12 protein-coding genes are annotated in these 13,199 nt (G+C 73.5%); 1 reads left to right on the top strand and 11 read right to left on the bottom strand.

What is annotated here, in order from left to right:
* Positions 1-46: 46 nt before the first annotated feature.
* The 10 genes from kynU to IG05_RS0113765 form a co-directional block, all read right to left on the bottom strand.
* Complete coding sequence (gene kynU / locus IG05_RS0113810) at positions 47-1,231, bottom strand: kynureninase (RefSeq protein WP_030342418.1); 1,185 nt, start codon at positions 1,229-1,231, stop codon at positions 47-49.
* Complete coding sequence (locus tag IG05_RS0113805) at positions 1,224-2,072, bottom strand: tryptophan 2,3-dioxygenase family protein (protein ID WP_030342416.1); 849 nt, start codon at positions 2,070-2,072, stop codon at positions 1,224-1,226. Before IG05_RS0113805 ends, kynU begins: the two co-directional genes overlap by 8 nt.
* A 152-nt stretch (positions 2,073-2,224) precedes the next feature.
* Positions 2,225-2,638, bottom strand: coding sequence for a DUF3151 domain-containing protein (locus IG05_RS0113800; protein WP_030342414.1), 414 nt, complete (start codon positions 2,636-2,638; stop codon positions 2,225-2,227).
* 349 nt (positions 2,639-2,987) lie between these two features.
* Positions 2,988-4,442, bottom strand: coding sequence for an MFS transporter (locus IG05_RS0113795; RefSeq protein WP_030342413.1), 1,455 nt, complete (start codon positions 4,440-4,442; stop codon positions 2,988-2,990).
* 62 nt (positions 4,443-4,504) lie between these two features.
* The gene (gene fbaA / locus IG05_RS0113790; RefSeq protein ID WP_030342411.1) at positions 4,505-5,527 is read right to left on the bottom strand and encodes a class II fructose-bisphosphate aldolase; all 1,023 of its coding nucleotides are present in this window, start codon (positions 5,525-5,527) and stop codon (positions 4,505-4,507) included.
* Positions 5,528-5,670: 143 nt separating this feature from the next.
* A complete protein-coding gene (gene pyrE / locus IG05_RS0113785; RefSeq protein WP_030342409.1) occupies positions 5,671-6,222 on the bottom strand; it encodes an orotate phosphoribosyltransferase in 552 nt (183 codons plus the stop codon).
* Between the two features lie 31 nt (positions 6,223-6,253).
* Positions 6,254-7,042 carry an aldose epimerase gene (locus IG05_RS0113780; protein ID WP_030342408.1) on the bottom strand — a complete coding sequence of 263 codons (789 nt, stop codon included), beginning with the start codon at positions 7,040-7,042 and terminating at the stop codon, positions 6,254-6,256.
* Between the two features lie 45 nt (positions 7,043-7,087).
* Entirely contained in the window at positions 7,088-7,819 is a 732-nt protein-coding gene (locus tag IG05_RS0113775; protein ID WP_030342406.1) for an SRPBCC family protein, read from the bottom strand.
* A gap of 218 nt (positions 7,820-8,037) precedes the next feature.
* Positions 8,038-9,672 carry a polyamine aminopropyltransferase gene (locus IG05_RS0113770; protein ID WP_030342404.1) on the bottom strand — a complete coding sequence of 545 codons (1,635 nt, stop codon included), beginning with the start codon at positions 9,670-9,672 and terminating at the stop codon, positions 8,038-8,040.
* Between the two features lie 90 nt (positions 9,673-9,762).
* Positions 9,763-10,287 carry a DUF2617 family protein gene (locus IG05_RS0113765; RefSeq protein WP_030342402.1) on the bottom strand — a complete coding sequence of 175 codons (525 nt, stop codon included), beginning with the start codon at positions 10,285-10,287 and terminating at the stop codon, positions 9,763-9,765.
* Between the two features lie 920 nt (positions 10,288-11,207).
* Here IG05_RS0113765 and IG05_RS0113755 point away from each other — a divergent pair.
* Positions 11,208-12,392, top strand: a complete 1,185-nt coding sequence (locus IG05_RS0113755; RefSeq protein ID WP_030342399.1) for a pyridoxal phosphate-dependent aminotransferase — start codon at positions 11,208-11,210, stop codon at positions 12,390-12,392.
* 54 nt (positions 12,393-12,446) lie between these two features.
* On the opposite strand, the gene IG05_RS0113750 is transcribed toward IG05_RS0113755, so the two are convergent.
* Positions 12,447-12,977, bottom strand: a complete 531-nt coding sequence (locus IG05_RS0113750; RefSeq protein WP_030342397.1) for a YbjN domain-containing protein — start codon at positions 12,975-12,977, stop codon at positions 12,447-12,449.
* Positions 12,978-13,199 lie beyond the last annotated feature (222 nt).

Below are 13,199 nucleotides of genomic sequence, written 5' to 3'. Positions count from 1 at the left end.
GCCCGGGTCCCGCGCCGGTCGGCGCGGGACCCGGGCACCGCCCGTGCTAGGCCAGTTCCTCCGCCAGCACCCGGGCCGCCCGCTCCACGTCCCGGAAGCCCACGTACAGCGGCGTGAAGCCGAAGCGGAGGACGTCCGGATGCCGGAAGTCGCCCACCACACCCCGGCTGATCAGGCGTTTCATCACCTCGCCCGCGTCCGGGCAGCGCAGGGCGATCTGGCTGCCCCGCTCGGTGTGCCGCTCGGGGGTCACGCACTCCACCCGGCCGGGCTCGGTGTACTCGGCCACGCACCGCAGGAAGAAGTCCGTCAGCGCCAGGGACTTGGCGCGCACGACCGCGACGGAGACGCCGTCCCAGACGTCGAGGGCGGCTTCGAGCGCCAGCAGGGACAGGATGTCCGGCGTGCCGACCCGGCCGCGCACCGCGCCCGGCGCGGGGGCGTACGACGCACTCATGCCGAAGGGCTCGGCGTGCGAGTTCCAGCCGGGCAGCGGGGAGTCGAAACGGTCCTGCAGACCCTTGCGCACGTACAGGTACGCCGGTGAACCGGGCCCGCCGTTCAGGTACTTGTAGGTGCAGCCGACCGCGAGGTCGACGCCGTGCTCGTCCAGGCCGACCGGCAGCGCGCCCGCGCTGTGGCACAGGTCCCAGACCGCGAGGGCGCCGGCGGCGTGGACCGCGGCGGTGAGCGCCGGGAGATCGTGCAGCCGGCCGGTGCGGTAGTCGACGTGGTTGAGCAGCACCGCGGCCGTGCGCTCGCCCAGCGCCCCCGGCACCTCGGCCGGGGTCACCGGGCGCAGCGTACGGCCGGTCAGCCGGGCCGCCGACTCGGCGATGTAACCGTCCGTGGGGAAGGTCGTCGCGTCCACCAGGAGTTCGTCCCGGCCGGCGTCCGCCATGCGGATGGCGGCGACCACCGCCTTGAAGACGTTGACGCTGGTCGAGTCGCCGACGACGATCTGGCCGGGCGCCGCGCCGACCAGCGGGGCGATCCGGTCGCCGATCCGCTCGGGCGCCGTCCACCAGCCGCTCTCCTCCCAGGAGCGGATGCGCAGTTCGCCCCACTGGCGGCGGACGACGTCCGCGACCCGGTCGGGGACGTGCGCGGGCAGGGCGCCCAGGGAGTTGCCGTCGAGGTACACCACGTCGTCGAGGACGAAACGGTCGCGCAGGGACGCGAGTTCGTCGGCCTCGTCCAGTTTCCGCGCGAGCAGGGGCAGCTCAGACATGGGACCTCGCCGTCCACAGCTCGGGGAAGACGTTGTTCCTGGCGCGCTTCTCCAGCCAGGCCACGCCGGCGGAGCCGCCGGTGCCGGCCTTGGCGCCCATCGCGCGCCGGGTGGCGACCAGGTGGTCGTTGCGCCAGCGCCAGACCAGTTCGGCGACGTCGGTCAGCGCCTCTCCGAGCCGGGCCAGTTCGTCGCTCTCGTCGCCCGCGTAGACGGCGGTCCAGGCGGCCTCGACGGCCTCCGAGGACTCGTACCGCCGGGTGACGTCCCGGCGCAGCACGGAGTCGGGCACGGCGTGGCCGCGGCGCGCGAGGAGCCGTACCACCTCGTCGTACAGGCTCGGCTCGTGCAGGGCCTTCTCCAGTTCCGCGTGGACGCGGGGGGCACCGCGGTGCGGTACGAGCATGGAGGCGGACTTCTCGCCGAGCAGGAACTCCAGGCGCCGGTACATCGCCGACTGGAAGCCGGAGCCCTCGCCGAGCGCGCTGCGGTAGGAGTTGAACTGGGCCGGGGTCAGCTGGCCGAGCGGCTTCCAGGAGGCGTTCAGGGCCTCCAGTTCCCGCACGGAGCGCTTCAGCGCGGCGATCGCGGTGGGCACGTCGTCCGAGCGGAGCGCCCGGGCGGCGGTCTCCCACTCGTGCACGATGACGGTGAACCACAGCTCCATGACCTGGGTGGTCACCAGGAAGACCATCTCTCCGGGGTCGTCGGAGAGGGTGTGCTGGAGGTGGGTGAGGATGTCTGCCCTGACGTAGTCCTCGTACGGCGTCGTCCCCGCGAAATCCAGGTTCGGGGTCTCGGGCTCAGCGGCCTCGTGAAGGGGGTGAGCCTGTTGGGACATCGCTGTCTCCTGTTGTTACTCCGGGTAGCGGTCCGCCCCTGCCGATGCCGGCACGGGGGCCCCGGTCCCCACCCCGCATCCTCCGCAATGCCTCCGGCAACGGCAAGGCCCGTCTGCTGCCAGACGGGCCACACCGGTGACATCCCCGCGGGTCAGCCCAGGGTCTGGGCCGCCGTCGGCGAGGAGTCCTTCAGGAACTGCGTGCAGCGCTCGTACTCCTCCTGCTCGCCGATCGCCTGCGCGGCGCGGGCGAGGGCGTGCAGGGCGCGCAGGAAGCCGCGGTTCGGCTCGTGCTCCCAGGGGACGGGGCCGTGGCCCTTCCAGCCGCTGCGGCGCAGGGCGTCCAGGCCGCGGTGGTAGCCCGTACGGGCGTAGGCGTACGACTCCACGACCGAGCCCCGCTCGAACGCCTCGTCGGCCAGCTGGGCCCAGGCGAGGGAGGAGGTCGGGTGCTGGGCGGCGACGTCCGCGGGCGCGGTACCGTCCGCCAGGGCCTCGCGGGGCTCCGGGTCGTCGGGAAGGTGGGTCGGAGGCGGACCGCCGAGAAGGTTCTCGTGAATCGTCATGGGCCCAGTCTGGCGTACGGCACGCTACGCGGCTTGCCCGGTAGGCCCCACAGCCCACCCCGCAGCCAACGGCACTGCCCCCCCCCCAGGAACACGGGAAACCGCACGACCAACCACACTGCACCCACCCAGGGGCGCGGGGAACTGCGCGACCAGCCACAACGCACCCGCAGCCCGGCACGGCTGACAAGGACGCGGGAAACCGCACCACCGACCGCACCGCAACCCCCCAGGGGCGCGGGGAACTGCGCGACCAGCCACAACGCACCCGCAGCCCGGTACGACGCCCGGACCCCACGACGGAGCCGACAACGCACCCCGGCGGAGCCGACACGCACCCCCGGCGGAGCTACCCCCGGCCCCCCGCCTCCAGCGGCGGAGCCGTCACGCTGCCGTGCGTACGGCACTCCGGGCGCCGGCAGCCCGGCCCCGGGCGCCGGACCAGGGCGAACGCCACCGCGGCCCCCAGCACCAGCACCCCCGCGCACATCGGCATCGCCCGGCCGAACGCCGCGTCGAAGGCGTCCGGGGAGCGGTACGCCTCCGGCCCCATCCCGGCGAGCAGCGGGAGCGCCGCCACCGCCACCAGACCCGCCGCCCGCGCCGCCGCGTTGTTGATGCCGCTGGCCAGCCCCGCCCGGCCGGCGTCGACGGAGGCGAGGACCGTGGCGGTCAGCGGCGCCACCAGGGTGACCATGCCGGCGCCCATGACCAGCAGGGCCGGGAGTACGTCGGTGGGATAGTCCGCGTCCTTCCCCACCCGCAGCATCAGCAGCATCGCCGCCGCGCAGAGCAGGGGACCCACCGTCAGCGGCAGGCGCGGGCCCGTGCGGTCGGCGAGGGCGCCGGAGCGGGAGGAGAACAGCAGCATCAGGGCCGTGGTGGGGAGCAGCGCCGTACCCGCGGCCAGCGGCGAGTAGCCGGCCACCACCTGGAGCTGGAGGGCGGTGAGGAAGAAGAAGCCGCCGAACGCCGCGTACACGCACAGGGTGACCAGATTGACCGCCGTGAACTGGCGGGAGGCGAAGACGTCCGGCGGGAGCATCGGATCGGGGCGGTGCCGCTCGACCCGGACGAAGGCCACGGCGGCGGCCACGCCCGCCACCGCGGTCACCGGCACCGCCGCCGAACCGCTGCGGGCCTCGATGAGCGCGTACGTCAGCAGGGCCAGGGCGACGGCGCCCAGGGCCGCGCCGAGGACGTCGAAGCGGCCGTGCGCGCGGTCGCCGGCGGATTCCGGCACGTGCCGCAGGGCGACCGGCACGCACAGCAGCGCCAGCGGCACGTTGAGCAGGAACACCCAGCGCCAGCCGGGGCCGGTCACCAGCCAGCCGCCGAGGAAGGGGCCGACGGCCGCGCCGATGCCGCCGAAGCCGGACCACAGGCCGACCGCGCGGCTGCGGTCGTCGGGGTGGAAGGACGCCTGGATCAGCGCGAGGGAGCCGGGGGTGAGGAGGGCGCCGCCGATGCCCTGAAGTGCCCGCGCGGCGATCAGCACGGCGGGGTTCGGCGCGATTCCGCACAGCAGGGAGGCGGCGGCGAACCACACCACGCCCAGCACGAAGATCCTCCGCCGGCCGTAGCGGTCGCCGAGCGAGCCGCCCAGCAGGATCAGGCCGGCCAGCGTGACCATGTACGCGTTGACCGTCCACTGCAGGGCGGCGAGGTCGGCGTCGAGGTCGCGGCCGATGCGCGGCAGCGCGACGTTGACGACGGTGGAGTCCAGCATCGCCATGCTGGAGCCCAGGACCGTGGTGAGCAGGATCCACCTGCCCTGGGGCGAGGCCAGCCGGACGTCGGGCATGCCCCCAGGTATACAGCGGGCCCGGCGGCAGGAACAGCCGCCGGGCCCGCCGCACCCACCGCTTACTTGATCTTGTTGCCCGCCGAGCGCAGGTTCTGCGTGGCCTCGACGACACGCGCGGCCATGCTCGCCTCGGCCAGCTTGCCCCAGGTGCGCGGGTCGTAGGCCTTCTTGTTGCCGACCTCGCCGTCGACCTTCAGGACGCCGTCGTAGTTCGCGAACATGTGACCGGCGACCGGCCGGGTGAACGCGTACTGGGTGTCGGTGTCCAGGTTCATCTTCACCACGCCGTTCTCCAGCGCGGTCTGGATCTCCTGCTCGGTGGAGCCGGAACCGCCGTGGAAGACGAAGTCGAACGGAGCGGCCTTGCCGAACTTGGCGGCGACGCCGTCGTTCAGCTCCTTCAGCAGCTCCGGACGCAGGACGACGTTGCCCGGCTTGTACACGCCGTGCACGTTGCCGAAGGAGGCGGCCAGCAGGTAGCGGCCCTTCTCGCCCAGGCCCAGGGCCTCGGCGGTGCGGATCGCGTCGTCGACGGTGGTGTACAGCTCGTCGTTGATCTCGTGCGAGACGCCGTCCTCCTCGCCGCCGGTGGGGGTGATCTCCACCTCCAGGATGATCCTGGCGGCGCGGGCCTGCTCCAGCAGCTCCTGGGCGATCGCCAGGTTGTCGGCGAGGGTCTCCGCCGAGCCGTCCCACATGTGGGACTGGAACAGCGGGGTGAGACCGGCGTCGACACGCTTCTTGGAGAGCGCCAGCAGCGGACGCACGTACCCGTCCAGCTTGTCCTTCGGGCAGTGGTCGGTGTGCAGCGCGATGTTGACCGGGTACTTCTCGGCGACGATGTGCGCGAACTCGGCGAGCGCGACCGCGCCGGTGACCATGTCCTTGCTGTACTGACCGCCGAGGAACTCGGCACCGCCGGTCGAGATCTGGACGATGCCGTCGCTCTCCGCCTCCGCGAAGCCGCGCAGCGCCGCGTTCAGGGTCTGCGAGGAGGTCACGTTGATGGCCGGGTAGGCGAACTTGCCTGCCTTCGCCCGGTCGAGCATCTCGTTGTAGACCTCGGGGGTTGCGATGGGCATCTGTCCGCTCCTTGTGTTGCGGGTTGGGTTATGCGTTACGGCCCTGACCTAGACCTGGGGTTGCGACGTCATCGTCGGCCCCATCTTTCCAGACGAGGGGCGCGGCCAGGCGCCCCCGGTCAAGTCCAGGTCACACCGCGTCGTCAGTCCAGACCCAGTTCATCCTTCGAGAAGGCGAACACGTACGGCACACCCGCCTGCTCGGCGATCGCCTCGGCCGCGCCGGTGGCCCGGTCCACGATCGTGGCGACGGCGACGACCTCCGCGCCGGCCTCGCGCAGCGCCTCCACGGCGGTCAGCACGGAGCCGCCGGTGGTGGAGGTGTCCTCGACGGCCAGCACCCGGCGGCCCTTGACCTCGGCGCCCTCGATACGGCGCTGCAGACCGTGCGCCTTGCCCTGCTTGCGGACCACGAAGGCGTCCAGCGTCCTGCCGCGCGCGGCGGAGGCGTGCAGCATCGCGGTGGCCACCGGGTCGGCGCCCAGGGTGAGTCCGCCGACGGCCTCGTAGTCCAGGTCGGCGGTCAGGTCGAGCATGACCTGACCGACCAGCGGCGCCGCCTCGCCGTCCAGCGTGATGCGGCGGAGGTCGATGTAGTAGTCGGCTTCCTTGCCCGACGACAGGGTCACCTTGCCGTGCACCACGGCCTTGTCCTTGATCTGCTGCAGCAGCGCGCCGCGTGTGCCGGTGGGCATTGCTTCGTTGACGTCCGTCATGCCGACCAGCTTAGAGGCGCCGCCAGCTCCAGGTCGTCGCGGCCTCCAGCGGGTCCAGCGGGGTGACCAGGCGCGGAAGGGTGTTCAGCCCGTTCGGCGGACCGGTCTGCGGCTCGACGCAGACGGCCTCGGCCTGCTCGTCGTAGACCACCACCCACTCCTCGCGGCTGGTCACCCTCAGCTCCAGCTGCTCCGGCCAGGTGAGGGTGACGTCGACCCCGCCGGGCATGCCGAAGCAGTCGTCCCAGGGACCCGGCCGCGGGTCGACGCGGTTGCCGGTGGGCAGGTGGTCGGGCCCGCGCTCCTCCTGCCAGGCGGGCTTGAAGTCCAGCCGCACGTCCTGGCCGCCGAGGTTGCGGTGGAACCAGGGGTGCCAGCCGAGCTGGGCCGGGAAGGAGTCGTCGTAGGCCTCCACGGCCATCGTCAGCGTCAGGCTGTCCTCGGCGAGCGCGACGACGTGGGTGACGCGGCCGGGGTGCGGCCAGGGGTCGGTCAGCTCGTGCGTGATCACCGCCTCGTCCTCCGTGACGCGCGCGGTGCGCCAGGCGCCGTCGCGTGCGGTGCCGTGGATGGCGTGCGGCGGGGCGTTCAGCGGCATCTGGCGGACGGTCCCGCCGTCCAGGAAGCGGCCCTCCCGGGTCCGGCCGCACCAGGGCACCATCGGGAAGCAGCCGTAGCGCTCGCCCTGCCGCAGCAGCTCCACGCCGCCGATCCGGAGTCCGCCGATCCGGCCGCCGTGGCCGGGCCGTACGGTCACTTCCGCGTCGCCCGCGGTCAGCGTGATGTCTTCGTTACTCACGGGACCGACCCTACTGGGGCGATCAAGGGCGCGTGCGGGAAGTGGTCAGCGGCGCTTGCGCAGCGCGCGGGTGACCACGATCGCCGAGGCCAGGGCCAGCGCCGCGGCGGGGGCCGCCCAGCGCACGGCCGGGTTGCCGGTGACGGTCTGGGGGGCCGGGACGGGCGCGTACCGGCCGCGCGGCGGGGAGTGGTCGACCTCCTCGGCGCTGCGGCCGATCATCGTGCGGCGCGCGTGCGCGGCCTCGGCGGGCGGTTCGCCCGTGTCGGCGAAGTCGCCGGCGGGCCGGTCGGGGTGCGGGGCGCGGGCCGGGGTGCCGGTGGCGCCGGTCTCCGCGGCCGGCTCCGGCTGCTCGTCCCCGTCCGCCGCCAGGGTCTCCAGGAAGCGGGTCAGCAGCCTGGCCACCGCCACGGTCACCGCCTCCGCCGGCAGTTCCGTGATCCGGCCGGACGCGTCCGCGGTGCCCTGCGCCGTGACCGTGCAGCCGCCCTCGGTGTCCGTGAGGGTCAGGGTCAGGGCGAGTTTGACCGCGCCGGTGCCGCGGGACTCGGTGGCGTCGCCGTCGACGGCGTACGTGCCGTCCTCCCGGGGGGTGACGCGGGCGGTGCCCCGGTAGGTGACGGAGTGCCCGCCGACACGGAGTTTCAGCCGGCCGGTGAGCGGTTCGGCCCCGGCCTCCTGTTGCAGGCCGGGGACGGCCCGGGCCACGTGGGCCTGGTCGGCCAGCGCGGTACGGAGCCGCTCTGCGGGGACCGCGACGAAGACCTGGTGCTCCATGGTCCGGGAGCCTACCCAGTCACGGCCGGAACTCACCCGACCCCGCGGGGGCGCTCCGCCCCGGCCTGCGGTTCGCGCACCCGTCCCGGCCGGCCGGCGCGTGGGCGCCCGGCATCCGCCCCGCCCCCGCGCCGCCCGCTCGGCGGCGCCACCCGGACGCGCCCGCCCTCTCCCCAAGCGCCCCTCGCGGGCCCGGGGCAGCGCCCGCCCGGAGCGGCTCAGTACCTCGGATGCACCAGCGTCGACGCCCGCACCCCCCGGACCCGCGTCCGTTCCGCCGCGCGGGCGTCCGCCGCCAGGGCGGTCCGGGTCAGGGTGGCCGGGTGGCCGGCCGGCATGCGCAGGGGCGGCGGGACGGTGCCGGGGGCGGCGAGGAGGAAGCCCCAGTCGTGCGGGGCCCGGGACGTGCCGGTGGAGCGGTCGGGGCCGGGGGCGAAGCCGGTGCCGTGGCCGAGGACCCGGTAGGGGGAGACGGCGAACCCCGCGGTGCGCAGGGTCGCGGCGACGGTCCAGAAGGCGCGGGGGCGGGTGGTGACGGGGCCCGCGTGCACCACCAGGCGGCCGTCCGGGGCCAGCACGCGGCGGGCCAGCCCGTAGAACTCCTGGGAGTACAGCTTGGTGCTGGCGGTGATGCCGGGATCGGGGAGGTCGGCGACGACGACGTCGTACGCCGGCCCGCGCGCCCGCCGCAGCCAGCCGAGCGCGTCGGCGGTGGTGACGCGCACCCGCCGGTCGGCGAAGGCGTGCCCGTTGGCGGCGGACAGCCCGGGGTCGTGGCGCGCCAGGTCCACCAGACCGGGATCGAGTTCGACGACGTCGACGCGGCGCACCCCGCGCCGGCGCAGCACCTCGCGGGCGGCCAGGCCGTCACCGCCGCCGAGGATCAGCACCCGCGTGTGCGGGCCGGTCAGGGCGGGCCCGACCAGCGCCTCGTGGTAGCGCCGGGCGTCCCGGCCGCCGACGCGCAGGCGGCCGTCGAGGAACAGGTCGAGGGGCCGGCCGTGCGTGCCGCCGGCCAGCACGACCTCCTGGACCCCGGTCTGTACGGCCACCCGGACGCCGGAGCCGTACACGGCGCGCCGGGCGGCCCGTTCGAAGTCGCCGGCGAGGGCGGCGGCGGAGGCGAGGACACCGAGGACGACGAGGCCGGTGAGCAGCAGGGTCCAGCGGGCGCGGCGGGTGAGGTCGCGGCGGAACAGGCCGAGGACCAGGGCGCCGCCCGCGACCACGTTGACCGTGCCGGTCAGCAGCGCTCCGGTCAACTGGCCCAGGAACGGCAGGAGGAGGAAGGGGAAGGCGAGGCCGCCGACGAGAGCGCCGACGTAGTCCGCGGCGAACAGGTCGGCCACCGCGCCGCCCGCGTCCTGCCGCCGGATGCGCTGGATCAGCTCCATGAGCAGCGGGACCTCGGCGCCGATGAGCAGGCCGATGGCCAGGGAGAAGGCGACCAGGAGGCAGCACGGCCCGTCGGCCCACATCCCGCCCCAGCCGGCGGTCCAGGCGAAGACGGCGTACAGCGCCATGGCGCTGCAGCCGCCGACCAGCGCGAGGGCCGACTCGACGGCACCGAATCCGGCCGCCGCGTGCCAGCGCAGCCGTTTGGCGGCGAGCGAGCCGATGCCCATCGCGAACACCATCACGGACAGCACCACGGAGGCCTGGGTGACCGAGTCACCGATCAGGTAGGACGCGAAGGCGACGAGTTCGAGCTCGTACACGAGCCCGCAGGCGGCGCAGACGAAGACGCACACGAGGACCAGGAACCGCCCGGTGCCGGGCCGGACGGGCAGCCGGGCGGGGCCTGTCCAGGAGGGCGGGGCGCCCGGGGGCGCGGGGGCCTGCGGTTCGATCACGCTGCGACGTTACGTCACTCACTCGGGACGCTTCGTCACCCACACGTGTGGATCCGAGGGCATTTGACGGAGTGTTGGTTTGTACCGCCGTCACCTCGGCCGTGCCGCTTTCACCCGTGCCCCGACCCGGGTCCGGGTGGCCACCAGCTGCCCGTCCTGCGGATACGCGTGCCAGGTGCGCCAGTGCACCTGGCCCTCGTGCCGCTGGGCCAGCATCGCGGTGAAGGCGTGCGGGCTGCCGGGGAAGACACCGGCGAGGCCGTGCGGATGGTCGGAGACGAGGGCCAGCAACTCCTGGGCGCGGCCCGCGAACGAGCCGGGGGTGAGCACCTCCACGCGTGCGGCGAACTCGTACTCCCAGTCGCCGACCCGCTTGGCGACGCCCAGCGGCAGCGGGGTGCTGGAGCCGGGGATGCACGCGACCGTCTCCGAACAGATGCCCCGCTCCTCCTCCAGGAGCACCTGGTGGGACGCGCCGAGCAGCCGCAACTGCATCTTGGCGCCCGTGAGTTCGAGATCCAGCGCGGCGAGGGCGGGCAGCGGCTCGCGTCCCAGGGCCCAGGCGAGGTCGGCAGCACGCGTATCGGTGTAGGAGGTGTTCAGGGTCGTGAGCATGGATCGGCTCCGCTAACACGCAAATGAGGGGGAGAACGGCCATGTCAGCCCAGCCGGTCCGGCCGGGGCGGGGACTCTGGGGGAGGTCCGAGGGGCTGCGTTGGCGATGTAGAGGGAATCATGAACGGTGGCGCCGCCACAGCGTTTTTACCCAACTTAGCCGGGTTTCCATCCCCTAGAGGGCTACACAGCTCAACTGTTCAACCATGGCGTGCGCCGGGCGCGGGGACGGACGGGCCGGGCGCCCGCCGGAGAGTCCCTCCGGCGGGCGCCCGGCGGTGTGCGGCCCGGATGCGGTTGCCCCTGTTCCGGGAGGCCCGGCTGCCCCGTGTCAGCTGCCTCCCCCGCATCCGCCCCCGCCGCACGAGGACCCCCCGCCGCACGACGAACCTCCGCCGCAGGAGTGACCCCCGCAGGAGTGGCCCCCGTGTCCCCCGCCGTGACCGCCGTGACCTCCGTGTCCGCCGGACGAGCCGGAGTCACCGCCGCCGACCCACCAGCTGCTCGACCCGCTGCCCGTGGAGGACGACGAGGACGACGAGGACGACGAACCGTACGACCGGTTCCGCCCGCGGCCGCTCTTGTGCAGCGAGAGCCGGGCGTTCCGGCTGCGGCGGGCCCGGCCCGCCGCGAGGAACACGATCACGACCACCGCCAGGATGATGCCTGCGAACATGGCGCCCCCCTCCTTCCGTTCCCCCGAAGCGGCCCCCCGTGGGCGCCTCGCGTAACCGCGCAAGCGCGCGGTGCCGGGGGGATGCCCGTCCGCTTCCCGCCGCAAAGCAGAGTTGAGCAAGTTCTGAGGGTCCACTCGGGAAAACCCCCTCTGACCTGCGACGCAAGGTGACCCGGGGACCTTTCGGGACGATGTGCGGCAGGGCCGGAAGGGGAGTTGAGGAAACCGCGGGCCACAGCGCAGGATGGCCGGCATGACCTCCAGCGCACGTCCTCACCTCAACCGCCGGCTCGCCGCGTTCGGGACGACGATCTTCGCCGAGATGTCGGCGCTCGCCGCGGCGACCGGAGCGATCAACCTGGGCCAGGGCTTCCCCGACACCGACGGCCCCGAGGAGATCCGGGAGGCAGCCGTCCGGGCGCTCCGCGACGGCCGCGGCAACCAGTACCCGCCCGGCCCCGGCATCCCCGAGCTGCGCACCGCGATCACCGCGCACCAGCAGCGCCACTACGGCCTGTCCTACGACCCCGACACCGAGGTGCTGGTCACCGCGGGCGCGACCGAGGCGATCGCGGCCTCGCTGCTGGCGCTGGTCGAGCCGGGTGACGAGGTGGTGGCGCTGGAGCCGTACTACGACTCGTACGCGGCGAGCATCGCCATGGCGGGCGGCACCCGGGTGCCGGTGACGCTGCGGCCGCACGACGGCGGCTTCCGGCTGGACCTCGACGAGCTGCGGGCCGCCGTCACCGACCGCACCCGGCTGCTGCTGATCAACACCCCGCACAACCCGACCGGTACCGTCCTCACCCGCGCGGAGCTGGCCGCGATCGCCGAGCTGGCGGTGGAGCGGGACCTGCTGGTGGTGACCGACGAGGTGTACGAGCACCTGGTCTTCGACGGCGCCGGGCACCTGCCGCTGGCCACGTTCCCGGGGATGCGCGAGCGGACGGTGAGCATCGGCTCGGCCGGCAAGACGTTCTCGTTCACCGGGTGGAAGGTCGGCTGGGTGACGGCCGCGCCGGCGCTGGTGAGCGCGGTCCGCTCGGTGAAACAGTTCCTGACGTACGTGGCCTCGGGCCCGTTCCAGTACGCGGTGGCCGAGGCGCTCGCCCTGCCCGACTCCTACTTCGAGGAGTTCCGCCGGGGCATGCTGGCCCGCCGGGACATCCTGGCGGAGGGGCTCACGGCGGCGGGCTTCGAGGTGTTCCGGCCGGCCGGCACCTACTTCGTCACCACCGACATCCGGCCCCTCGGCGAGAAGGACGGCTTCGCCTTCTGCCGGGCCCTGCCGGAGCGGGCGGGCGTGGTCGCCATCCCGAACGCGGTGTTCTACGACGACCGGGAGGCGGGGGCGCCGTTCGTGCGCTTCGCCTTCTGCAAGCGGGAGGAGATCCTGCGGGAGGCGGCGGAGCGGCTGCGCCGCATGTGAGCGCGGACGGGTACGGTCCGGGGGCCGGAGCCCCCGGACCGGCCGAGGGGGCGGTTACTCCCCGTCGTCCTCGGGCTGCTCGGACTCGTTGACCTCCTGCTCCAGGCCGAGCTGCTCCACCAGCCACTTGTCGAACTCGATCGCGGCCCGCACCCAGCTGACCGTGGAGGAGACGAAGTGGTTGATGTCGACGCCCGTGCCGATCAGCATCTGGGCCTCGCCGATCAGACGGACGGTGCCGTCGTCGTGGGTGTGGGTGTACACCTTCGGCCACAGGGTGCGGCGGTTCCAGTCGTCGATCGATTCGAGCAGCTGCGGCTTCTCGTCGATCTTGTGCGGCCGGTCGTAGAAGGTCCGCACCGAGAAGATCGCCTGTTCGGCCTCTCCACGGAACATGAAGTAGGTGCGGAACTGCTCCCACGGCGCGGCGAGGTCACCCTCCTCGTCGACGACGTACTTCAGCTCCATCTGGTCGAGAAGCTGCTTCACCAGGTCCTGATCCGGGAGGACGGGGCCCGCCGGTCCTTCGGGCTGCGGTTCGGGCTGGCCCCCGAAATTCGGAATCGAGGACGGGTCGATGCTCACCGTGTTTTTCCCTTCATGCGGATGCCGCCATCCTCCCCCAGGAGGGGCGGGGGATGGCAACCCCGTGCCGCCTGTCAGCCCAGGGCGGAACGGGAACCGGCGCGGCGGCGGTGAGTGAGGATGTGGCCATGCGCATACCCGGAGCGGTACGAGTGGCCCTGTGGGTCCTGTGGTGGGGCTGTCTGGCCTTCTCGGTGTGGTTCTTCTGGACCCTGTACGACG

The organism is Streptomyces sp. NRRL S-1022 (genome assembly GCF_000720135.1).
In the GTDB taxonomy this organism is placed as follows: Bacteria; Actinomycetota; Actinomycetes; order Streptomycetales; family Streptomycetaceae; genus Streptomyces.
Note: the sequence above shows the minus strand (reverse complement) of the source record. Positions and strands in the feature narration are given on the sequence as shown.

Coding starts and splice junctions, on each gene's coding strand:
- kynU (WP_030342418.1), bottom strand. CDS start 1,231: ATGTCTGAGCTGCCCCTGCTCGCGCGGAAACTGGACGAGGCCGACGAA.
- IG05_RS0113805 (WP_030342416.1), bottom strand. CDS start 2,072: ATGTCCCAACAGGCTCACCCCCTTCACGAGGCCGCTGAGCCCGAGACC.
- IG05_RS0113800 (WP_030342414.1), bottom strand. CDS start 2,638: ATGACGATTCACGAGAACCTTCTCGGCGGTCCGCCTCCGACCCACCTT.
- IG05_RS0113795 (WP_030342413.1), bottom strand. CDS start 4,442: ATGCCCGACGTCCGGCTGGCCTCGCCCCAGGGCAGGTGGATCCTGCTC.
- fbaA (WP_030342411.1), bottom strand. CDS start 5,527: ATGCCCATCGCAACCCCCGAGGTCTACAACGAGATGCTCGACCGGGCG.
- pyrE (WP_030342409.1), bottom strand. CDS start 6,222: ATGCCCACCGGCACACGCGGCGCGCTGCTGCAGCAGATCAAGGACAAG.
- IG05_RS0113775 (WP_030342406.1), bottom strand. CDS start 7,819: ATGGAGCACCAGGTCTTCGTCGCGGTCCCCGCAGAGCGGCTCCGTACC.
- IG05_RS0113765 (WP_030342402.1), bottom strand. CDS start 10,287: ATGCTCACGACCCTGAACACCTCCTACACCGATACGCGTGCTGCCGAC.
- IG05_RS0113755 (WP_030342399.1), top strand. CDS start 11,208: ATGGCCGGCATGACCTCCAGCGCACGTCCTCACCTCAACCGCCGGCTC.